Annotated in this window: 17 protein-coding genes; 7 read left to right on the forward strand and 10 right to left on the reverse strand. The window is 72.3% G+C overall.

What is annotated here, in order from left to right:
- Nucleotides 1–241: 241 nt before the first annotated feature.
- Entirely contained in the window at nucleotides 242–1837 is a 1596-nt protein-coding gene (locus WMF43_RS14925) for a DUF4214 domain-containing protein (protein ID WP_437680880.1), read from the reverse strand.
- A gap of 442 nt (nucleotides 1838–2279) precedes the next feature.
- Between WMF43_RS14925 and WMF43_RS14930 the strand changes: the two genes are divergently transcribed.
- Nucleotides 2280–3026, forward strand: a complete 747-nt coding sequence (locus WMF43_RS14930; protein WP_437680882.1) for an RNA polymerase sigma factor — start codon at nucleotides 2280–2282, stop codon at nucleotides 3024–3026.
- Nucleotides 3023–3949 (forward strand): hypothetical protein, encoded by a 927-nt coding sequence (locus tag WMF43_RS14935; protein ID WP_437680884.1) that lies wholly within the window; start codon nucleotides 3023–3025, stop codon nucleotides 3947–3949. The genes WMF43_RS14930 and WMF43_RS14935 overlap by 4 nt, the downstream gene beginning before the upstream one ends.
- 31 nt (nucleotides 3950–3980) lie before the next feature.
- On the opposite strand, the gene WMF43_RS14940 is transcribed toward WMF43_RS14935, so the two are convergent.
- The 3 genes from WMF43_RS14940 to WMF43_RS14950 form a co-directional block, all read right to left on the reverse strand.
- A complete protein-coding gene (locus tag WMF43_RS14940) occupies nucleotides 3981–4442 on the reverse strand; it encodes a hypothetical protein (RefSeq protein WP_437680886.1) in 462 nt (153 codons plus the stop codon).
- 566 nt (nucleotides 4443–5008) lie between these two features.
- Complete coding sequence (locus WMF43_RS14945; protein ID WP_437680888.1) at nucleotides 5009–6064, reverse strand: phosphotransferase family protein; 1056 nt, start codon at nucleotides 6062–6064, stop codon at nucleotides 5009–5011.
- Between the two features lie 38 nt (nucleotides 6065–6102).
- Nucleotides 6103–6783: a hypothetical protein gene (locus WMF43_RS14950; protein WP_437680889.1), complete on the reverse strand. Its 681-nt coding sequence runs from the start codon at nucleotides 6781–6783 to the stop codon at nucleotides 6103–6105.
- Nucleotides 6784–6891: 108 nt separating this feature from the next.
- Between WMF43_RS14950 and WMF43_RS14955 the strand changes: the two genes are divergently transcribed.
- Nucleotides 6892–7857, forward strand: a complete 966-nt coding sequence (locus WMF43_RS14955) for a DUF4423 domain-containing protein (protein ID WP_437680891.1) — start codon at nucleotides 6892–6894, stop codon at nucleotides 7855–7857.
- A 58-nt stretch (nucleotides 7858–7915) separates the two neighbouring features.
- Here the strand turns inward: WMF43_RS14955 and WMF43_RS14960 are convergent, their stop codons facing one another.
- From WMF43_RS14960 to WMF43_RS14975, 4 genes are all read right to left on the reverse strand, one after another.
- Nucleotides 7916–8383 carry a hypothetical protein gene (locus tag WMF43_RS14960; RefSeq protein WP_437680893.1) on the reverse strand — a complete coding sequence of 156 codons (468 nt, stop codon included), beginning with the start codon at nucleotides 8381–8383 and terminating at the stop codon, nucleotides 7916–7918.
- A gap of 61 nt (nucleotides 8384–8444) precedes the next feature.
- Nucleotides 8445–10106, reverse strand: a complete 1662-nt coding sequence (locus WMF43_RS14965) for a LamG-like jellyroll fold domain-containing protein (protein WP_437680895.1) — start codon at nucleotides 10104–10106, stop codon at nucleotides 8445–8447.
- 255 nt (nucleotides 10107–10361) lie between these two features.
- Complete coding sequence (locus tag WMF43_RS14970) at nucleotides 10362–12407, reverse strand: protein kinase domain-containing protein (RefSeq protein ID WP_437680897.1); 2046 nt, start codon at nucleotides 12405–12407, stop codon at nucleotides 10362–10364.
- A 57-nt stretch (nucleotides 12408–12464) separates the two neighbouring features.
- Complete coding sequence (locus WMF43_RS14975; RefSeq protein ID WP_437680899.1) at nucleotides 12465–14030, reverse strand: amidase family protein; 1566 nt, start codon at nucleotides 14028–14030, stop codon at nucleotides 12465–12467.
- Between the two features lie 106 nt (nucleotides 14031–14136).
- Between WMF43_RS14975 and WMF43_RS14980 the strand changes: the two genes are divergently transcribed.
- Nucleotides 14137–15102 carry a matrixin family metalloprotease gene (locus WMF43_RS14980; RefSeq protein WP_437680900.1) on the forward strand — a complete coding sequence of 322 codons (966 nt, stop codon included), beginning with the start codon at nucleotides 14137–14139 and terminating at the stop codon, nucleotides 15100–15102.
- 580 nt (nucleotides 15103–15682) lie between these two features.
- Nucleotides 15683–17023 (forward strand): cytochrome B6, encoded by a 1341-nt coding sequence (locus tag WMF43_RS14985; RefSeq protein ID WP_437684012.1) that lies wholly within the window; start codon nucleotides 15683–15685, stop codon nucleotides 17021–17023.
- Nucleotides 17024–17219: 196 nt separating this feature from the next.
- On the opposite strand, the gene WMF43_RS14990 is transcribed toward WMF43_RS14985, so the two are convergent.
- Nucleotides 17220–17585, reverse strand: a complete 366-nt coding sequence (locus WMF43_RS14990; RefSeq protein ID WP_437680902.1) for a DUF1428 domain-containing protein — start codon at nucleotides 17583–17585, stop codon at nucleotides 17220–17222.
- Nucleotides 17586–18209: 624 nt separating this feature from the next.
- Between WMF43_RS14990 and WMF43_RS14995 the strand changes: the two genes are divergently transcribed.
- Both WMF43_RS14995 and WMF43_RS15000 read left to right on the forward strand, forming a co-directional pair.
- Complete coding sequence (locus WMF43_RS14995; protein ID WP_437680904.1) at nucleotides 18210–19778, forward strand: hypothetical protein; 1569 nt, start codon at nucleotides 18210–18212, stop codon at nucleotides 19776–19778.
- 385 nt (nucleotides 19779–20163) lie between these two features.
- The gene (locus WMF43_RS15000) at nucleotides 20164–21570 is read left to right on the forward strand and encodes an ATP-binding protein (protein WP_437680906.1); all 1407 of its coding nucleotides are present in this window, start codon (nucleotides 20164–20166) and stop codon (nucleotides 21568–21570) included.
- A 195-nt stretch (nucleotides 21571–21765) separates the two neighbouring features.
- Here WMF43_RS15000 and WMF43_RS15005 read toward each other — a convergent pair whose 3' ends face one another.
- The gene (locus WMF43_RS15005) at nucleotides 21766–22173 is read right to left on the reverse strand and encodes a hypothetical protein (protein WP_437680908.1); all 408 of its coding nucleotides are present in this window, start codon (nucleotides 22171–22173) and stop codon (nucleotides 21766–21768) included.
- Nucleotides 22174–22314 lie beyond the last annotated feature (141 nt).

The raw sequence follows: 22314 nt of genomic DNA on the forward strand, positions 1-22314 counted from the left end.
AGGAAGAGGAGTTCGTGATGACCACCCAGGAGCTCGTCGAGCAGTTCATCGAGCAGGGACGCAAGCAGGAGGTCGCGCTACGGACCATCGAGCTGTACGAAGTGCGGTTCGGCCCCATGCCGCCCGCGCTGCGATCCGTCGTTCTGCCCTGTCCTGGTAGAGAGGCCCGCAGGCGAGCGTCGCCTCGGAGGAGACCAGCCCGTGCACTTCGATCCAGCGGCGCCGCCCGGCGCAGCGATCCTTACCACGGCGGCGGCCACGCGAACGGCGGCACGCAGCCGTCGGCGGGGAAGTGGACCCGCACGAAGCTGCCCCCTTGCACGGAGGCCGGAGCATACGCGCTATCATCATCCATCGCCGTGCCCGCCACTGGACACGTCCGCGGATCGACGCTCGACGGGCGCGCAAACGGGACGCCGTAGAACGCATTGTCCTCGACCACCGTCGGATCGCTCAGGCCGGCCGCGGCGATCAGGATGTTCGCGTTGGTGACCAGCGCCGAGCTGCCCGTCCCGTTGCGCTGGACCGTCGCGCCGTCGGCGTAGTTGGCGTAATCGCCGAACCACGGGCGTGTCCCGACCGAGAGCGCCACCTTGATGTAACCACGGCTGCTGGTCCAGATCGTGTTGCCTTCCACCAGCGTGCCCGCGAAGGAATAAAACACGCGCTCGGCCGGCGTGGGCGCCGGGAGCGGATCGAGGACGATCCCGCCTCCGGCGGCATTGCCGCCGCTGAACACGGTGTTGTCCGTGATCTGCGAGCGCTGGGCCTTCCCGGCCTCCGCCCTGAAGAGGACCATGTGCACGTCCGTCAGGTCGACCAAGGTGTTCGCCGTGATCCGGGTGTTCTGGAAGGCGGCGCTGATCCCGTCCTGCGTATAACTCGTGTCGGGGCTGGCATAACCCGTGATCAGGTTGCCGGCGATGGTGGCGCGGGTCGTGTCCGACGCGCAGCCGGCGGCCGGGTAGGAGGCGCCCGCGACGTACATGTTGGTCCAGCCCGCCGCGTCCCCGATGCGCGTCTCGGAGATGGTCACGTCGCAGACGGCCTGGACGTTGTACCCGGCGGCATCCCGGATCCCGGTCGGAGGTACGATGTACCCGATCTCCGAGCGGCGGCCGTCGATCCAGACGTGCTCGAGGGCGCCCCGCGACGCGACGGACACGAGCGGCGCATTGAAGCCGGAGGCGCGCACGATCCGCCCCATCTCGGCATACCGGCGAGGGCCGGGGTTGCCCTCGGTCATCAAGGTCACCCCGCCGGGGATCGTCAACGTGGCGGTCGCCCTGACCACCGCGCGCTTCTTCAAGAACACGACGCCGCCGCCCGCCGCCGCCCGCTCGTCCAGGAGCCTCTGCAGCGCGGCGCCGCTGCCGCCGCCGAAACCGACGGCGCCTTCCGTCGGCACGTCCAGCACCGGCGCGGCGGACCAGCCATACCTCGCGCTGCAGGCGCGGCCGACGTTCGCCGCGAACTCGCCGCTGGAAAAGACGCTCTCGACGACGGTCGCCCAGGGCGCGCCGCGGTCGAGCTCGCGCTTCCACGACGCGAAGCCGGCGCTGTCCGGCTCGCGGCTCAGCGCGCCGCGGTAGAGCGTGATCAGCCGGGCCTCGTTGCTGTATCCGAGGCTCGTGTACTCGCCGGAGGTGTAGAACGACACGCCGAGGCGCTTCAAGCTCTCGACGGTGCACCCGCCGGCGAACGCGCCGACGACCGCCGGCCACGACGCTTGATCCGGGGCGCGGCCCAGCGCTTCCGTGTAGAGCTTCGTGATGTACTGGGTCGGGACGCTCCCCGTCGCCTGCGCTCTCGCGCCGGACGGGGCGAGGGCGCCCATCGCTATCAGAAGAAACGCAAATGTCCGTCGCATCACCATGAAGGCTCCTGGGGAAGGGGACAGTCGACCGTGGGAGAGGACAGTCGCTGCCGGCGTTCTCAGGGTGGTTCGCCGCGCGCGCCGGGCGCCTGACAGGACCTCCCGAAAAAAGATCGCATGGAAGCGGCGACGGCGCCGATCGATCCGGCCGCAGGAGCGCTGTCAGAGACCGGGGCCGCGCGGCGTAGGGATCTGGAACGAGATGACGCCCGCACCGCAGACCGCCTGCCGTATGCCCCCGAGTCCCGTCCAGCGGGCCCGTCCAGCGGCGCGGCCCGAGCCTCGGCGCCGGGACAGCGGGATCGCGGGGCTCGACCCGCGCGGCGGGATCGCGGGGCTCGGCCCGCGCGGCGAATCCCTGCCTCGATTGACGGGCGTGCCGAGCGCATCTATCTGTGCGCCGATGCCGCCCAGCTCTCCCTCGCCAGCGCAGCCGCGGACGACCTCCGACGACGCGCGGCGGGAGCCGTCAGGCGCCGCGGCCCCGGGGCGCGACGCCGCGCTCATCGCGCGCGCCGTGGCCGGGGAGCCGGCGGCGGTCCGAGCGCTCGTCGACCTGCTCACGCCCACCATCCAGGAGCGGGTGATGCGGCCGCTGCTCCGCCGCCGCCGGGCCGCGGGGCACCGCGACGTCAGGCAGGAGGTCGAGGACCTGACCCAGAGCGTGTTCCTCGCGCTCTTCGCGGACCGGGGGCGCACGCTGCGCCAGTGGGACGCCGGCCGGGGGCTCTCCCTCGCGAGCTTCGTGGGGCTCGTGGCCGAGCGCGAGGCGTGCTCGATCCTGCGCAGCCGCCGCCGGAACCCCTGGACCGAGCAGCCCACCGAGGACGACGCCCTCGAGCGCGTCGACGGCGCGTCCGTCTCGCCGGAGCCCGCGGCGATCTCGCGCGAGCTGCTCGCGGCCATCGCCCGCCGGCTCCGCGACCGGCTGAGCGAGCGCGGGCTGGAGCTCTTCTATCTCCTGCTCGTGGACGAGCGATCCACCGAGGACGCCTGCGCGATCACCGGCATGACGGCGGACGCCGTGTATGCGTGGCGGAGCCGCATCGCCCGGCTGGTCCGGCAGATCGCCGCCGAGCTCGCGGCGGAGGCCGAGCCGCTGGGGCGCGGCGCGCCGCCCCGCGCGACGAGCCCGGAGGGAGGACAATGACGGACGACGAGCTGCTGAAGGCGCTGGGGCGCGCCGCGCGCGAGGAGGATCGGGCGAGCGATCCGCGCTGGTCCGCGCGGGCGCAGGGGACGCTCGCGCCGGGCGACCGCGACGCGCTGGAGGCGCAGGCGCAGCGCTCCGCGGAGGACCAAGGAGCCTGGGAGGCGTCGCGCCCGCTGGACAGCGAGGCGCGGTCGCGGATCGCGGACCGGATCCTGGCCGGGCTGGAGGCGGACGCAGGCGAGCGAGGCGCGGAGACGACCGGATCACCCTCGCGGGCGCAGGGCACCTCGGCGGCGGGTGAAGGCCGCGTGATCCCGCTGCCGGCGAAGCGGGGCCGGGCGCCCTGGATGATCGCCGCGGCGGCCCTCGCCGCGGCGGCCGCGGCGCTCGTGTTCGTGCGGCTGTCCCCGGAAGGGGACGGCGATCGCCCGCGCGGCTTGCTCGGCGATCCGGGCGCGCTGGCCCTGCTGCCGGTGCCCGCCTACTCCGTGGAGGTGGCCGGCGGCGAGCTCGAACAACGGACCACGAACCACGGCGCCGGAGCGCCCGGGATCGCGCGGCTCGGCCCTGGATCGCGGCTCGAGATCGCCCTGCGGCCCACGACCCGGGTCGAAGGCCCCGTCGCGGTGCGAGGCTTCTTGATCCAGGGCGGCACGGCGCGCCCGTGGGACGTGCGAGCCGACGTGTCGGAGCAGGGCGCGGCCCGCATCGAGGGCGACACGGAGACGCTCTTCCGAGGAGTGCCCGCGGGCGAGTGGGAGATCGCGCTCGCGATCGGGCGGCCGGAGGCCCTGCCGAGCGAGCCGGCCGACGTCCTGCGCGCGCAGCAGCAGGAGGCCCCGAGGGCGAGCGCGCTCCGCCTGATTCGCCTCAAGGTGCTCCTCCTGCCGCGGTCTGCCCCGCCGCCGGCGACGACGTGACGCGCCGCCGGGCGCGCGGGGTCAGCCGGCCTCAGGAGACCAGACAGCTCAGGTAGTTCGCGAGGCATACGGCGTCTCGCGCGCGCTGGGGGCGCTCGCACTCCGCGTAGCAGACGGAGACGTCGACATAACACACCCCGGTGGTGGGGTTGCAGAACCGCCGCTCGCAGTCCAGGCGGCATGCGCGGAAGGCTGCCTGGTTCGCGGCCCGGCACACAGCGAGCGTGGCGTCACACACCGCCACGCTCCGGTTCGCGGCGGACGTGTCCTCGCCGGGCAGCTCGCCTGGCCCGTCCGACGCCTCGACGGGGGTGCCCAGCGCGACGGCCTGCGCAGCAGGATCGCCCGCGTGCGAGATCTCCTCCTCGAGGGCGTCCGGCTCCAGGTCCGTCGATGGTCCGGCCTCCGCCATGCAGCCGGCGAGCGTGGCAGGGACGATGCCCGTGAGCGCGACCGCGATGAGGCCCGTGGCCTTGTACAGATGCGAGAACATGTACTCCTCCTGTGGTTTCCGTGGTTGTGCAATCAACGGTGCAGTAGCCGAGCGGTTGCGCGCGCGTCCGTGTTCCGTGAGCGCGCGCGTCCCGAGCGGCGCCCGTCCTCCCGTCTCGCGTGAGCGCGCGGCGGTACGGACGTGCGCAGACGCGCACGGCGACGGAACACCGGACATCGAAGGCAGAGGAGGGGTCGCCCCTCGCTGTGGTTCTGCCTGCCACCTATTGTTTCGCCGCGACCACCCGGCTCCTGACATCGCGCGCGAACAAAGAAGCGCGAGCAGCCACGGCGCAGGGCGCCCGGGCCGACCATGCCCCGGCTCGGCGCGCGCTCATGCCGCGAGGTGAGGTGACGCCGCGCCGCCGGAACACACCGCGGCTCCGCGGCGCGCCCTGCTAGGACACCGATCATGTTGATCGAGCGAGAAATCAAGCGCCAAGGACGCCAAGGCGCCAAGGACGCCAAGATATTCTCTTCTTGGCGTCCTTGGCGTCCTTGGCGTCCTTGGCGTCCTTGGCGCTTCGAATTCTGCTCGTTTCAGGCTGGTTCAACCCGTTTGTCGCTTTAGCGCCGCAGCCGCTGCAGGGCCTCGACCGCCTCCCGCAGCTCGCGCTTGCCCCGGAGCACCATGTCGTCGTGGCCGTGGCGCGCGGCCCAGGGCAGCGCGATGCCCACGTTCATCACCTCGTAGACGGCCGCCCGGAATGTGCTCGCCCGCGTCGGCTCCGGCCGGCCGTAGGCTCGCCAGAAGCGGTCGTAGAGAGGCTGCGTGTCCGGAGACGCCGACTTCGACAGCACGAACATCGTCCAGTCGGCCATCGGGTCGCCCCAGGAGGCCCGATCCGCGTCGATGACGCCGACGATCGAGGCCCCGCCCGGCCCGCGCTCGATCAGGAGGTTGAACAGCCAAAGATCGCCGTGCAAGAGCCGCGGCTCCCGGATCTCGTCGAGCACGGCCGTGTGCGCCCGGATGATCTCCAGCGCCGCCGTCATGTCCGTCACGTCGAGCTTCCGCCCGGCCATCGTCTCCAGCGAGCGCTCGAGGCGGTACAGCACCGCCCCGCTCCACGCCGGAAACTCGGGCGCCGGGTGCGGACCGCCGAACGCGGCGCCGGCCGTGTCGTGGATCGCCCTCGTGACGAGGCCGAACTGCTCCCAGAGCGCGCCGGCCTCCTCCGGCGACAGCACGTCCGCCGTGTGGTCCCAGCGCTCGCCGGGGAGGTAGGTCTGGAACATGTAGTCGCGGTCGATCAGCTGGCGCGTGAAGTCCGCCGCGAGGATCCGCGGCATGCGCGCCGCGAGCGCGGCGAAGTAAGGCTGGATGTGGAGCTCGCGGCGCATGAGCGCCGCCTCGTCCCACGAGAGATCAGCCCCCGGCGGCGGGGCGACGCGCAGGACGACCCGCTGATCGGCGAGCGCGACGAGGTAGGTCGTGTTGAACGTGCCGCCGCCGAGCTCCCGGGCGGACGTGACGACGACGCGCTCTCCGAACACGCGCCGGCACAGGGCGAGGATCTGATCGGCCGTCAGCGAGCGACGCGCGGAGTCCGGCCCCCGCTCGATCGTGATGAGCTCCATGGGGTGGTCCTCGCGCTCGTACACCACGCCGGCGCCCGCCATCAAGGCGTCCGCGCGCGCCGGCGCGGCCCGGCGCTGCCTCAGAACGCCGCGACGTCGAAAGGCCGCGCGGAGACCGACGCGTCCGGTCCGCTCCCGACCGGGTGGCTCTCGGCGATTCCGCTGATGTCGCCGGCGACGGCGTCGCCGGTCAGCGTGCCGCTCAGGTAGACGTACACCTCCCTGAACTCCGAGGGATCGACCTCGGTGACCTCGTACGTGCCCTCGAGCGCGTCGAGGTCGAGCCTGTGGTGAATCGTCGCGAGGTCCGCCTGCGAGGCCGTGAGCGTCGCCGGGAGCAGCTCGGCGAACGCGCCGTCCCCCGTCAAGAAGCCGAGCGGGACGTCGATCTCGAGGTGATCGGGGCATTGCTCGACAGGGAGCTCGGTGATGCCCGGTCCGCCCATCTCTGGCTCCGTGGATCGGACGAAGCGCGCGGCGAGCGGCGCGCCGACCGAGAAGGTCGCCGTCGTGCTGCCGCCCTTCGCCCACTCGAGCTCCGCGGAGCGCTCGCCGGCGACGGTGGCCAGCACGTCGTTCGCCGAGATGCCGAGCGGCGAGGCCTCATCGAGCGCGATGTCCTTCTTCTCATAGTCGCATCCCTCCTCCCCCTGGCTGACTCCGCCGATCTGGCCGCCCGCCGCGGCGCCGTCGTCGCACCCGGCCAGCGCCGCGCACATCGCGGCCGCGATCACCCAAGAAAGCCACCGTCGCTCGCTCATTGCAGGACCTCCTGCGGCCCACCTTGGGTCCGCCCCCGGGGGCGCGCCAGCTCGGATTCGCACATTCCATACCGCGTAAAGACCCTCGGATGTGCGAACCTGCGCTACGTGGACCATGAATCCCTCGCAAAGGACCTGATCCGCGCCCTGCGCGGGCGGCGCTCGCAGGTCGCCTTCAGCCGCCGGCTCGGCTTCCGCACGAACGTGCTTTACACGTGGGAGTCGGGGCGACGCTGGCCGACCGCGGCCACCTTCCTCGTCGCGGCGCGGCGCGCGGGGCGCGACGTCGCGGCCGCGGTGGGGCGCTTCTTCCCCTCGCTGCCCGCCTGGCTCGCGCGCACGGATCCGGCGTCCGCCGAGGGCGTCGCGGCGCTGTTGACGGAGCTGCGCGGGATGTCGCCCATCGTCGACGTGGCCCGGCGCGCGGGCAGGAGCCGCTACGCGGTCGCGCGCTGGCTCTCGGGGGCGGCCGAGCCGCGGCTGCCGGATTTTTTGCGCATGGTCGACGCGTGCTCGCTGCGCCTGCTCGACTTCGTCGCGCTCTTCGCGGACCCGGCGGCGCTCCCGGCGGCGAGCGCGGCGTGGCGCACGCTCGAGGCCCAGCGCCGCGCCGTCTACGAGGAGCCGCTGCTCCCCGCGATCCTGCTCGCCCTGGAGCTGCCGGCGTACCAGGCGCTCCCGCGGCACGAGCCGGGGTGGATCGCGCGGCGGCTCGGCTTCCCGGTCGAGGACGAGGCGCGCTGCCTGCACCGGCTCGCGGAGGCCGGCCAGATCCGGAAGCGCCGCGGGCGGTGGAGCGTCGCGCCGATCCGGACGGTGGACACGCGCCCCGACCAGGACGCGGAGCACCGGCTCAAGTGCTTCTGGGCCGGCGTGGGCCTGGAGCGGCTCACGCGCAAGGCGGAGGGGCGCTTCTCGTTCAACGTCTTCACGATCTCCGAGGCCGATCTCGCGAAGCTCTCGGAGCTCCACGTGAGCTATTTCGAGAGCATGCGCGCGGTGATCTCCGAGTCGTGGCCCCCCGAGCGTGTGGTGGCGGTGAACCTGCAGCTCTTCCCGCTGGACGGGGGCTGAGCCGCGCCGCCGCCCGCGGCCTCCGGGGCGCGGGCGGCGGCGCGGCTCACCGGGCGGCTCACTGGGCGGCGCGCGGGACGCGCTCGGCGACGCACTGCCCTGCCGAGCAGCGAGCGATGGAGTCCTCCTTCGGCGCCATGCACTTGGCGACCGGGCAGCTCGCGGCCGCGCAGCGCTCGGCGCGCCATGACTCGAGCGCCTTGAGCGCCTCGCGGTGGAACGCCTGGTCGCACGGCGGGCAGAGCTGGTCGCAGCAATCCCCCTCCCGGGCGCAGGAGACGACGCAATCGGCGTCCGTCGCGCAACGGGGCCCTTGCGCGGCGTTGCTGCCGCTGCCGCTGCTGGTGTCGCTGCCGCCGGCGGTGTCGTCGGCGCCGCTCCTGCTGTCGCCGCCGCTGGGTGTGCTGCCGTCGCTCGGGGCGGGCCCCGGCGCCGGCGGCGCCTGCGCCGGCGCCTCCTTGTGACAGCCGGCGAGGGCGAAGGCGGCGGCGAGCACGAGCGAGCGTGTGATCCACGAGGTCTTCATGCGCGCGATGGTGGCACGGAACGCGCCGGCGATCTCGCCCCGTCTTCAGGGATCTCCGTCTTCAGGGATGGAAGTTCACGGGGACCTTGTTGCTCGCGCCCGCGCCGTTGCGCACGCGGATGTACCCGGGGCCGAGGCCGCTCGGGACCTGCACCGTGAGGCTCGTGGCGCCGACGCTGATCGCGCTGCGGACGGTGGTTTGCGCGGCGTCCACGAACTCGACCTGCGCGCCGGACCCGAAGCCGGAGCCCGTGAGGGTCACCGTCGTGTTCCAGTGCATGACGTCGGCGTTGCCGAAGTCGAGCCAGAGGCCGCTGCGCACGAGGACGCCGGACGACAGCATCGGGCTCTCCTGGAGGATCATCTGCTCGTGATCGAGGAAATCGGTCTCCGGGTAATCGCCGTGCCAGGCCATGATGGTGGTGCCGGAATACCCGTCCGGGTGGTGCAGGCCGAACGAGTGCCCGAGCTCGTGCGCGACGGTCCCCTTCGGCACGCCGCCGCTGCACTGCCAGGTGGCGTATCCGCAGTGGATCGCGAGCGGCTCCCGCACGCCGGAGAGGGGCTCCAGCACCCAGTCGCCCACGAGGGCGAATCCGGTGTAGTCGCCCTGGAGGTTGGCGCCGGCCCAGCCGCCGCCGCCCTGCGCGAAGACCAGCGTGGATTGCCGCGCCGGGAAGCCGCCGACGGCCTGGGACACCGCGCCCAGCCAGTTCGGGAGATCCTGCGGGTTGGTCCGGCAGGCGGTCGTCGGCGCCGCGCCGCAGCGCATGGTCAGGTAATCCTGGGACGAGCGCACCGGCTGGACGAAGCCCACGAGGTGGAACGAAGCGCCCGACTCCTGGCGATACCAGCCGCGCAGCTCGTCCAGGTAGGTGTTGATCGCGTCGACGTACTCCTGGTGATACGGCTGGTCGCTCGGATAGACGTAATAAGCCCTCACCGGGTAGACCTCGCCTGCGGCCAGCTGCGCGACCTGCGCGGCGCTCAGGGCGTTCTGGTAGAGGCGGACCTCGTCGATCAGGCCGTTGTAAGCGTTCCAGGTCGGGTGCCCGCCGATGACGATCGGCCGCGTCGACTGCTGCAGCGCGCCCGACGCGGGGGTGGACGCGCGGAGCACGCCGTCGACGTAGAGCTTGAGCGCCGCGCCGTCGTACACGCCGGCGACGTGCGCCCAGGCGTTCGCGACGGCGGGGGCCTCGACGGTCACGTGCCGGCCGAAGCCGCCGTCGGGGAAGGCCACGGAGAAGAAGTAACGGCCGTTGTAAATGCCGAGCAGGAACGAGTCCTTGGCGTACCACTGGTTCACGATGGTGCGGTTCCCCGTCACGCTCCGCGGGTTGACCCAGGCCGCCGCCGTGATCTGGTCCTGAAAGTGGAGGTAGCTCCGCCCCTCGCTGCTGATCTCGACCTGATCCGCGACCCCGTCGAAGTCGCCGGCCGAGAGGAAACGTCCCGGGCTGCAGAGGCGGCGGCCGGACATCACCCCGAACGCCCCGCGGCCCGAGTCCTCCCGGACGCGCGTGAGCGCGCCGGCCGCGCAGGTGTCGAAGCTCCAGTAGGCCGCCGGCGTGGGAAGGCTGGCGCGGTCCGCCACGAGCGCGCCGGGCGCCGCGCCGACGGCTTCGTCCTGAGCTTCGGGCTCCTCCGCGAGGTCGGTCGCGACGCAGCCGGCGAGGCTCGCCGCCAGGGCGAGCACGAGGGAACGAGAGGACGTGTGCATGGGAGTCCGCATGGAAGTAATCCCTTTCTTGCCTGGCGCGCGCTCGAGAGCGCGCCGGCAGGCCAGCGCCGTGGATGCGGCAGCGCCCAGGGGGTGGTCCCGAGCTGTCTGCCTGCCTCTTTCTTCGCCGCGATCCCCCGGCGCCTGACACGGGCCGCGAGAAAAAACGCCGGGCCGGGCTGGCGTGTGTGGCCAGACGCCTGGCTGCGCGTGGACAGACGTCTGGCCACGCCGCGGGAGTCCCCGCTGACCGGCTCAGGCCATCCCGCCGGCCTCGTCCAGCGTCCGCGCCCACACCCGCTTGCCGTCGAACGCGATCGCGATCTCGTGGACCAGCGACGCCCCCGCCGCGCGGAGGTCCTCCAGGACGAGCACGACCGGGCGCGCCGCGCACTCGGCCTGCAGGAAGTCCACCCACGCGCGCCGCGTCTGGGCGCCCATCAGGATGGGGTCCTGCCGCGCCGCGCGCAGGTGCGCGCTCTCCTCGTCCGGGAACGGCGTGCCGACGAGCTCGCCGAGGAACTCGGTCACGCGCTCCCGGGCCGCGGCGTCCACGACCCGCGCGACCCGCGCGGCGAGCTTCTCCCGGCGGCGCGACACGGGCTCGCCGTCGGCGAGCTGCGCCGCGCGCCGCACCATCTGGCCGAGCAGCGTGAGCGGCGCGCCCGCCCGCAGCGCGTCGCCGTGCGCGATCCAGATCTCGGGCGGCGACGCGCCCTCCCGGAGCCGCCGGACGAAGTCCTGGCGCAGGCGCGACTTGCCCACGCCGGCCGCCGCGGTCACCAGCACCGCGTGGGCGCACGGCTCGGCGACGCAGTCGTCGAACAGCTCGCGCAGGGTGCGGAGCTCCCGATCCCGCCCCACGCAGGGGATCGGCCGGCCGAGCAGCGTGCGCGCCTCCTCGAGCGGCTCGCGCTCGCCGAGCAGCAACGGGAACCGCTCGTCCTCCCGGACCTCGAAGCGGGGCCCGAGCAGGGCAGCGGTCATGGGGTCGAGCAGGACCGGGCGCGGGGCGGCGTCTTCCGGCATCGCGGCGAGCTGCACGCCGGCGCGGTCGATGACCTGCCCGAGCGGCTGCGTCCCGTCGAGCTCGTCCCAGCCGGTCGCGAGCGCGACGCACGAGTCGAAGAGCAGCTCGCGGACCGCCAGCGCGCAGCGGGCGGCCCGCGCGGTCAGGTCGGTGACCGCGCCCGCGCCCGCGAGGATGGCGACGACGGAGCCGTCCCGCAGGACCTCGAGGCGCGCGCCGTGGGCCTGCGCCGCGTCCCGCAGGCCTTCCAGCCGCTGGGCCGCCCACGCGACCTGCACGGTGTCGCTCCCGGCATCCATCGTGGCTTCCTGGTCGCGCGGCGTGGAGGCCCGGAAGCGCTCGGCGCGGACGCCCTCGCCGCCCCCCTTGGCCCGGGCCAGGACGACGCAGGCGAGCCGCCGCTCGCCCTTCGTCAGGGCCTGCGCCCGCGACGTCGCCGGGCCGCTCGCGCCCGCGCCCTGCGCGCGCAGCAGGGCCACGACCTCTGCGGCGTCCGCGGGGCGCAGGGCGCGGTCCTTCGCGAGCAGGAGCTCCACGAGCGCGTCCACCCAGACCGGCAACCCCGGGCGCAGCGCGCTCGGGCGCGGCGGCTCCTCGAAGACGACCTTCGCCAGCACGGCGACGAGCTGGTCGGCGACGAACGGCGGCCGGGCCGTGAGGCACTCGAGCAGGAGGCAGCCGAGCGCGTACACGTCGGCGCGCGCGTCGATGTCCGGCTTGCTCCGGACCTGCTCGGGCGCCATGTACGCCGGCGTCCCGAGCGGCACGCCGGGGCTCGTCAGCGCGGAGGTGGCGTTCGCCAGCCGCACGATCCCGAAATCGAGCACCTTGACCTGCGCCAGGCTGCCGCCCACGAGCAGCAGGTTGTCCGGCTTGAGGTCCCGGTGGACCGACCCGCGCGCGTGCACGACCGCGAGCGCCTCGGCGACCCGACCCACGAGCGAGAGGCTGTCCTGGACGCCGAGCGGCCCGCGCGCGAGCCGGGCCGCGAGGGTCTCCCCCTCGAGCCACTCCATCGCGAGGTAGTACCGGCCGTCGTCCGTCGCGCCGTGGTCCACGTACCGCGCGATGCCGGGGTGCTGGAGGTCGGCGAGGACCCTCGCCTCGCGCTGGAACCGCGCGATGTAGTAGTCGCTCTGGCGGCGGATGACCTTCAGCGCGACCGGCTCGCTGGTCCGGCGGTCCAGCGCGCGCCAGACGACGCCCATCCCGCCCTCGCCGACCAGACGCTCGAGCTCGAAGCGGTTGGCGAAGAGGTCGCCAGGCAGCATCGAGCGCGAGTATCCCGGCACGGGGGCGGTCGCGTCCAGGGGGAGCGGGCCCGCGGCTCAGCGCGCCGCGCGCGCCTTCTGGAGCGCGGGCGACAGCGCCCGCTCGATCGCCGCGCCCGCGGTGAGCACACGCCGCTCGCCGAAGCGGCGGCCGACCACCTGCACGGACGTGGGCAAACCGTCGCGGCCGAGTCCGCTGGGGACGGCGAGCGCCGGGTGGCCGGACGCGTTCACGGGGCAGGCGGCGATCGTCTCGGGGAAGGCGCGTGACATCAGCTCGGCCTGCGTGACGCGGCCTTCGGCGAGCGGGACCGCGACGCGGGGGGTCGTCGGCGTGAGCAGCACGTCGCGGCGCTCTAGGGCCTCGTCGATCGCGCGCCGCAGCGCGAGCCGCTGGTTGTGCGCGCGCGCGACGGGCACGCCCATGTAGCGGTCGTCGAGGTAGCTGCTCGCGAGCAGCAGCATCTTGATGGTGGGCGGCAGGAGGTGCGCCTCGGCCCGCCGCGCGACGCCGGCCGCGTGCACGCGCCCGACGTCGATGTACCCGAGGTGGGGGTAGCCGGCGCCGTTCGAGCGCAGCATCAGCGGCAGCCCGCTCAGCAGCACGCCCGCCCAGATCGCGAAGCCGTGCCGCCAGAGCGGGATCGACGCCTCGTCGACGTGCGCGCCCGCGCGCTCCAGCGCGTCCGCGGCGGCGTACACGCCGTCGAGGACCTCCGGCTCGCAGAGCGCCGGGTCGAGCGACTCGCGGAGCACGCCGACCCGCAGGCCCCGCGCCCCGTCCTCGACGCCGGCCAGGTAGTCGTCCAGCGCGATCTCGCCGCGGACCCACTGCGGATCGCGCCAGTCGTCGCCCGCGAGCACGGCGAGGAGCTCCGCGACCTCGCGCACCGTCCGCGCGATCGGCCCGATCGAGTCGAGCGTGTGGTCCATGTACGTGACCCCGAACGACGGGATGAGGCCGCTCGTCGCCTTGAGGCCGACGACGCCGTTCGCCGCCGCCGGCATGCGGACGCTGCCGCCCTGATCGACGCCCACGGCGAGGTCGACGAGGCCGCCGGCGACCGCGGCGCCCGAGCCGCCGGACGAGCCGCCGGGCGAGTGCGTCGGCCGCAGCGCGTTCCGCGGCGCGCCGAAGGCGCTCGTGTCGCCGTAGTCCGACGCCGAGAGGTCGTCGAGGTTCGTCTTGCCCACGATCGTGGCGCCCGCGTCGAGGATCCGCTCGACCACGACGGCGTCGACGCCCGGCGTGTAGGAGAGGGCGCGCGAGCCGTTCGAGATCGGGATGCCGGCGACGGCGATGTTGTCCTTGATCCCGACGGTGCGCCCGGCGAGCGGGCCTCCCGGCGCGCCCTCGATCCTGCAGACGCGGACGAACGCGTTGAGCGGATCCTCTTCCCTGGTCGGCCGCCGCCCGGGGTCGCGCGCGCCGTGCCGCACCGGCGGCAGGAGCTCGGGCAGGTCCTCGACCTCGTCGAGCGTCTGGAGCATCCCGGCGATGCCGGCGGCGAGGATCTCGGCCTCCTCCCGCGAGAGGTCCAGGAAGTCGCGCGGCGCGAGCCGCCGCAGGTCCTCCGGCGTCGGCGGCTCGAGGTAGCCCATGTTCCGCGGGTAACGGGGCACCGGGCGAGGAATATCTGCTCTCCGGAGGCGCGTCGAGCGGCGGGGCGCCCCGCCCGCCGCGGGCGCTGGTACCGTCGCGTGCTGTCGCGTGACCGTGGAGGAGTCGATGTCGATCAACGCTGGTAGGTCTCTCTGCGCCGCCCTCGCCCTCGCCGTCCTCGCCGGCGCGCCAGAGGCCTCGGCCTACTGCCGCTCCACGACGTGCACCCAGAACGGCCCGTGCCTGGAGGGCGATCAGCCGATCGGCGACTGCAAGCCGCTCCGCTGGCCGGGCGACTGCATCGGCTTCGCCGTCCAGGAGGACGCGTCGGATGAGGTCACGTACAAGCAGATCTCCGACGCGCTCGACACCGCGTTCAGGACGTGGACGGAGGCGCCCTGCGGCGCCGGGACTCCGGGCATCCGCGTGCAGAACCTCGGCCCCGCGTCGTGCGACAAGGTGGAGATGAACGTGAGGGACAAGAAGACCAGGATCGTCGACGGGCTTGTGCCGGGCAACGTCAACGTGATCACGTTCCGCGACATGGGCTGGCTCGCGCTGGGCGGCAGGCACGAGGCCGACCAGCTCGCGCTCACCACGGTGCATTTCGACCCGAAGACCGGCGATATCTGGGGCGCCGACATGGAGATCAACACCGACCTTTACGATTACTCCACCGAGGAGACCGTCCCCGCGCCGAAGAACGATCTGCACTCCGTCGTCACGCACGAGGTCGGGCACTTCCTCGGGCTCGACCACACGCCGGTCAGCCCGGAGGCGACGATGTTCGCGACGTACGACTGGAATGACCCGATGGCCTTCCGGACGCTGCACGCCGACGATATCGCGGGGATCTGCCAGATCTACCCGCCTCGGGATCTCTCGACGTCGGCGTGCAACCCGCTGCCTCGGTATGGGTTCGCGCCGGACTGCGCGGCGGACCAGAGGGTCCGTTGCAGCGCGGCGCCGCTCGCGGGCGGGGGGCCGGGGTGGGGCGGCAGAACGGGGTGGGGCGCGCCGCTCGCGGCCGTCGCGGCGCTGGGCGCGGCCGCCGCGCGCCGCGCCCGGCGCCGCGGGGGTTCAGGCCGCTAACGCCTTCGGAAAGTTTCCGGTGTCCACATCGATGCGTGATGCCACGGCGCGTGGCGATTTGCCTCATCTTCGGGCTTCAGGACGCGACGGTCCGAGCTGGTGCGACCGGCCCGCCGCGGTCGGCCGCACGGCCCGCGAGCCGCGTACCTCGGCGGCGCGCATGCGCCCGGCGTGCCCGTCCTGACGAAGGCTGCGAGGTCTCCCGCGCCCGGCGCCTCGCTCCGCGCCTCGGCGAGATCGAGCGCGCAGCGAGCGCGACCGTTGGCACGGGACTGGCCTGGCCGCGAGCCGAACTGCGCAACACGCCAAGCGTCTGCGCTCGGCGAGCTGACATCTTGAATGGCCGGACAGGAGCTTACTTGCCGAACAGGAGCGGCCCCTGGCTGGCCACGCCAAAGGAGCCGCTTGTATGTCTGGAAAAAGGATGGATATCTCGTGCCTCGTCGCGTGCACCGCGGCGCTCTCGCTCGGCCTCGTGCATTGCGGCTCGGCGCCTCCCGCGGGGCCCGAAGCGCCGACCGGCCCGCAGGGGGCGCCGCCCGCGGCCGCGTCCCCCGCGCCGGCGGGCCCGCGCGAGGCGATGAACGCGAACCCGCCGCCCGGACCGGAGACGCCGCGCACGAGTTACCTGCCGGTGGTCGACAAGGAGCCGTTCGCCGCGATGCTCGCGCGGATGAAGGCGGACAAACCCGCGGTGATGAAGCGCCACCAGGCGCTGCTCGAGGAGCGGTACGACCTCGCCGACCGCCCGGCCAAAGGCGTCAGCATGTCGCGCGGCAAGCCCGTGCAGGCCGGCGTCCGGGTGAAGCTCCCGAAGGGCACGACGTGGGAGGCGCTCGCCGCGCTCTCGCCCGACGCCATCCAGGCGCAGGGGCTCTGGCCGAGGGGCTTCCTGCCGCTGCCGCACCCGAACCACCCGGAAGGAGGGATGGTCTTCCCGAAGTTCCACATCGACGAGCTGAAGCGCCAGACCGGGCGCGATCTCACCCGCTTCGACCTGGACTTCGATCTGCCGGACCACATCGTCTCCGAGTTCCCGGCGCCCATCTACCTCACCACGCGGCCCGACCTGGGCGACGTCTCCAAGGGGCAGCTCGTCACGATCGACAACTTCTACGAGCTCTTCAACGGCATCCTGACCCCGAAGCAGCTCGAGGGGCTCCGGCTGCTCGTCACGCCGTTCCCGCAGATGCAGTTCAACGCGACGTCGGACCGGCGCTCGGAGCGGGCGAGCCTCGGCGTCGCTTGCTTCGACTGCCACGCGAACGGGCACACCAACAACGCGACCCACCTCGTCGGCGACGTGAGGCCGCAGGAGTTCCGGCACCGGGTCGACACGCCGACGCTGCGGGGCGTGAACATCCAGCGCCTCTTCGGCTCGCAGCGCGCGCTCAAGACCGTCGAGGACTTCACCGAGTTCGAGCAGCGCGCGGCGTACTTCGACGGCGATATCGTCATCGCCGTGAAGAAGGGGGTCAACGTCCTGGAGCGCGGCACCCAGGTGCACGCGATGTCCGAGTTCCAGGAGATCCTCGACTTCCCCCCGGCGCCGAAGCTCGGCATCGACGGGCGGCTCGACCCGGCCAAGGCGACGCCCGAGGAGCTCCGCGGCGAGCAGGTGTTCCACGGCAAGGGCCGCTGCGCGACGTGCCATGTGCCGCCGTATTACACCGACAACCTGATGCACAACCTGCGGACGGAGCGCTTCTTCAAGCCCGAGCTCATCGCCGGCCGGATGGCCACCGCCGACGGGCCGATCAAGAGCTTCCCGCTGCGCGGCATCAAGGACAGCCCGCCTTACCTGCACGACGGGCGGCTGCTCACGCTGGAGGACACGGTGGAGTTCTTCAACCTCGTGCTCGGCGTGAAGCTGACGGCGCAGGAGAAGGCCGATCTCACGGCCTTCCTGCGCGCGCTCTAGAGCGGCGGTCACCCGCTTCGGATACGGGCCCACCTCGACGTTTTCGGTGCTCAGCGCACAGGAGCGCGCTTCCGCGCCGAAAACGCCGATCTGGGCCCGTCTCCTGTGCGGGTGACCGTCGCTCTGTGTTGTGTTGCGCGTGTAGCAGAGGCGGAGGAGAAGCGCTCCAGGCAGCGCTCGCGGCCTCCGCGCTCGCTCAGCCCTGCTCTCCGTCCGTGTCCATGAGGACCTCGAAGCCGCCCCAGATCATGCGTTTGCCGTCGAACGGCGCATCCTCGCCCATCTGCATGCGCGGGTCGTTCCTCATCTTCTCGTTCGCCTGGTCGCGCACCTCCTTCGAGGGCCACACGATCCACGAGAACACGATGTTCTCGCCGGGCTCGGCCTTCACCGCGCCCTTGAAGTCGGTGACCTTGCCATCCGGGACGTCGTCGCCCCAACACTCGACGACGCGCGTCGCGCCGTACTCCTTGAAGATCTGGGCGGCCTGCGCGCAAACCTCACGATAGGCTGCCTTCTTGCCCACGGGCACCGGAACAACGAATCCGTCGATGTAGCTCATGGGCGCGATTATGCGGACCCGCCGCGCGCGGCGTCAAGCGCGGCGGCCCCGGGGCGAACGGCGGCGCGACGGGCGGAGCGACGTTGTTCGCCTCACGAGATCCCTGCTGAGCGGGCCGGGGGGCGATCTGACTCACCTGCGCGCGGCGGAGGCTCGCCGCCGACCCCTCGGCCCGCCGCGCCTGCGCCCCGCCGCCGAGAGAGGACGGTCATCTGCCTTGTCAAGAGCAGTGTGGTCATGCGCGCGTTAAGAAGATGAGCAGCATCGTTAAGAACTATTGAGTTGGTCCGCGCCTCATGGCGCGATCAGGGCGTCGCGCCTTCCGCGCGTGGACATCGTGCTCTACGGGCATGGCTTTTTACAAAGTAGGTTGACGCTGAGGGAAGCCCTGATAACCCTCCTGGGCACACCGGACTTCCACGCTCCGGCGCTGTGCGCCGGCGGCGATCCCGCCGCGCCTGCAGCGGCGAGCGCGATCGGCGACGTGTGCCCGGCGGCCGGGGCTGACCCGCCTGCCGGGCGCGCGGCGCGCCGGCGGCGGCCTGCACGCGCGCCGCGCGCGGTGACGCGCAGAGAACAACCAACGAGGGAGAGAACGACATGCCTATGAATTGGTCCAGGCTCTTGGGCCTAACCCCCGCTCTGGCGACCGCATTCCTCACCGCGTGCGGCGAGCCCGCGCCGGGCGGCGACGCCGAGGCCGTGGAGCGCGCGTCGAGCGCGCTCACCGCGCAGGATCGGCTCAACCTCTGCGCCCAGGATCCGCGCGTGATCGCGGGGCTCGTCTCCGCGCAGGTCTGCGCGGGCGCGGACATCTTCTTCCGGGAGACGTTCGAGGGCAACGGCCGCTCCTGCGGCACCTGCCACCCCGTCGCGAACAACTTCACGATCGACGTCCCCTTCATCAACGCGCTCGACGCGAGCAACCCGGACGATCCCCTGTTCGTGGCCGACAACGACGCCGACCTCGCGGGGCTCGAGACGCCCAGCCTGAGGGCGTTCGGCCTGATCCTGGAGAACGTCGACGGGTTCGAGGATCTCGACAAGAAGTTCTCGCTGCGCAGCGTCCCGCACACGTTGTCCCTGGCGCTCACCATCACGCCCGATCCGGCGGACGGCTCGTCCAATCCGCCCGTGCACCGCACGGGCTGGTCGGGAGACGGCGCCCCGGGCGACGGCTCGCTCCGCTCGTTCCTCACCGGGGCGATCAAGCAGCACTACCCGACCGATCTCGCGAGGGATCCCGGGGTGGCGTTCCGGCTCCCGACCTCGCAGGAGCTCGACCTCGTGGATAGCTTTCAGCGGAGCCTCGGCCGGCTGAACGAGCTCAATCTGCAGCAGGTCAACCTCGCGGATCCCGACGCGAACGACGGGCGGCTGGCGTTCATGGACCCGGCGCGGGGCCGCTGCAACGTGTGCCATTTCAACGGGGGCGCCAACCACCAGACCTCGGGCTTGAACCGCAATTTCGACACGGGGACGCGGCTCGCCCCGCTCTCCCCGTTCGACCCGGAGGGGGACGGGGTCTTCGACGGCGGGTTCGGCGACCAGAACCTGACCACGCCCACCTTCGACGTCCTCGGCGATCTGGACCCCGCGACCCTCACCGGCTTCGGCAACGGCGAGTTCAACACGCCGCCGGTCATCGAGGCCATCGACAACCCGCCGTTCTTCCACACGAACGCCTTCGGGTCCGTCGAGGCGGCGATCGCCTTCTACACCGGGCCGCAGTTCCTCGCCTCGCCGGCGTCGGACGAGCTCATCGCGCAGTTCGGCACCCCGATCACGTTCGGCTTCAACGACATCAACAACATGGGGCGGTTCCTCCGCGTCCTCAGCGCCGCGTTCAACCTCGACATCGCGAAGCAGCGCCTGCAGGCGGCCCACACGCTGGTCAACCAGTTCCACGACACGAGGGCCGACGTCCAGTACGGCCTGCTCAATCTCGCCCGGGTCGAGATCGACGACGTGCTGGAGCTCTTCAGCGCGCCCGAGCTGGCGACCCCGCTGCACCCCGTCGCCGCGACCCGGCTCCAGGAGGCGAAGAGCGAGATCGCGGCGGGCCTCGCCGCGACGAGCTGGTCGCAGCGCCAGAGCCGGATCTCGACGGCCCTCTCGCGGGTCCAGAACGCGCGGGATCAGTTCGGGTCCAACATCAACTTCCAGCTCGGACAGGGCAACCTGATGTATTGACGCCGCGCCTGCCGCGCTCGCGGCGGGGAACTTACGGTCTCTCCGCGGTCCTCACGATCTCGCGGCGCTGACACGCTCCGGCCCGCCGCCGGGCGCGCTCGACGGTATTCGGCGCGCTCCGGCGGCGCCTTGCTCTCCACGCCACGCGGCGTAGTCTTCGAGAGAGGGGCGCTCATGGTGGGGCGAGGTTCATCACGTCAGCATTCCGGCGTCCGAGCTCGGCGCCGAGGGGCGCGACTGGTCATGCAGGGCAAGCGCTCGGGCGCTCACGAGGGCGCCCGGGCGACGCGCGCTCGTCTCGTCGGCTCGACCGGCGCTGCAGCTCGGAGGCCGCGGCGCCGGCTCGACCGCTCCGGTCGTTGACCGCGGGGGAGGGACCTCGGCGATGCCGACGCGGACGCGCTTCGAGGCCACGGCGAGGATAGGTTACGCCGCGCTCACCCTGCTCCTCGCGGTCGGCATGGCGTTCTCGATTCGACGGTTCTCGTCCGTGACCGACGAGCAGATCGCCTGGATCCGCAACAAGGAGAACGATATCTCGCTCGTGGAGCGCCTCCGGTGGAGCGGCGAGCTCATCGTGTCTCATGGCAGGGGCTATCTCCTCTCCGGAGATCGCGAGCTCCTCGCGGAGGCCCACGGAGCGCGGGCGCAGTTCGAGGAGAACGTCCGCGCGCTCCGCGGCAGGGCGCTCAGCCCGACGTCTCTGGAGCTCGTGGGGGAGATCGAGCGGGAGGCCAGGAATTTCATCCGGCTCCAGGACGAGCTGTTCGCCGCCCGGCAGCGGTCCGAGGACATGCGTCCGCTCGTGCGTCGGTTCGACGCGGAGCTGCGGCCGCGTCGCGGCGAGCTCGACGTTCACGTCGCGCGCCTCGTCGAGCACAAGCAGGACGTCGTTGAGCAATGTTATGACATCGCGAAGAGCGAGCGGGTCCGGCTGGAGAGGCGGCTGTACGGCGTGCTGGGCTTGCTCGTGCTCACCGGCGTCGGGATCGCGTGGTACTTCACGAGGCGGCTCGGCGGCTTGTACCACCAGGTGCGGGAGGCGCGCGAGGCGGCGCGCAGGGCGGTGGCCGCCCGCGACGAGCTCATGGGCATCCTGGCGCATGACCTGCGCAACCCGCTCGGCGCCATCACGGTGAAGGCCGCGATGATGCGGAGGGGAGCCGACTCCGAGCGGACACGGCAGCACGCGGCGTCGATCGAGAACGTCGCGATGCGCATGGAGCGCCTCATCAGGACCATGCTCGACGTGGCGATCATGGAATCTTCCAGGTTCTCCGTGACGCCGGCGCCGTGCGCGGTGGACGACCTCGTGCGCGAGACCGTCGAGATCTTCGGGCCCCTCTCCGAATCCAAGCAGATCCGGTTCGAGCAGCGCGTGAGCGAGCCCGGGCTCGCAATCCACGCGGAGCGGGAGCGGGTGCTCCAGGTGCTGTCGAACCTGCTCGGGAACGCGCTGAAGTTCACGCCGCAGGGAGGTCACGTGACCCTCTCGGTGGATCGGGAGGAGGCCATGGTCCGCTTCTCCGTCGCCGACACGGGGCCCGGGATCCCTCGCGAGAACCTCGCGAGCCTCTTCGAGCGGTTCTGGAAGGACGAGGCGCCCGGGGAGAAGGGCACCGGGCTCGGGCTCTACATCGCGAAGGGGATCGTCGACGCGCACGGCGGCCGCATCTGGGTGGAGAGCGAGGTCGGGCGCGGCACCCGGTTCTACTTCACGCTCCCGATCGCCGATCCTGCCGCGCGCGAGGCTCCCGCCGCGGAGGTCGGCGCGCCGCTGCACCCGGCGTGAGGGCGCGTTGTCCTGGTTCCGCCTGTCAGGATTCTTGGCAGGGATCACGGTGAGAGAAGAGAGATTTCAACCCGAAGGCGCAAAGACGCAAACCAGAATTTTCTCTGTATTTTTGCGCCTTTGCGCCTTTGCGTTGAAATCTCTCGAGATCCCTGGCCAAGCTTGTGAGCCACGGAACTCCACCCGAGACCGCGACTAGCCGAGGCGCAGCGGCGCGGCGGTGACGTAGGCGAGCAGCTCGTCCTCGTCGTCGCTGACCAAGCGATGGACGCCGTCCTCGCGGCCGTGGCGCTGGACCTGCAGCGCGCCGGCGGAGGTCCGCACGAGGACGGCCACGCGCGCGAAGCCGCGCACCGCGGCCGTCCGGAGCCGCAGCGTCGCGTCTTCGAACCTCCGATCGTTTCGCCCCGGGGCCGCTCGAATGTCCAGGAGCAGCGACAGCGCGCTCCGATCGAAGAAGGCGAGCGCCTCGGCGATCTCCTGGCACTCCTGCTCGATCTGCTCGATAGAATCGAACGGCTCCGCGGTCCGCGCGACCCTCACGAACCTCGCCGTGTGATCGACGGTCACGACGAAATGAGCGTTGCGCAGGACCTCGGACATGAGCGCTGCACCATTGTAGCGTGGATCCCGGGCGCTCGGGATGACCACGCACGAGAAGACCCCGTGAACCTGGAGGCGCCCGCGTGCAGGTCGCTCTGAAAGGGGCGGCTGCGGACCGCGGCGGTGCGCGGCCTCAATGGC

Source organism: Sorangium sp. So ce131, assembly GCF_051519095.1.
In the GTDB taxonomy this organism is placed as follows: Bacteria; Myxococcota_A; Polyangia; order Polyangiales; family Polyangiaceae; genus Sorangium.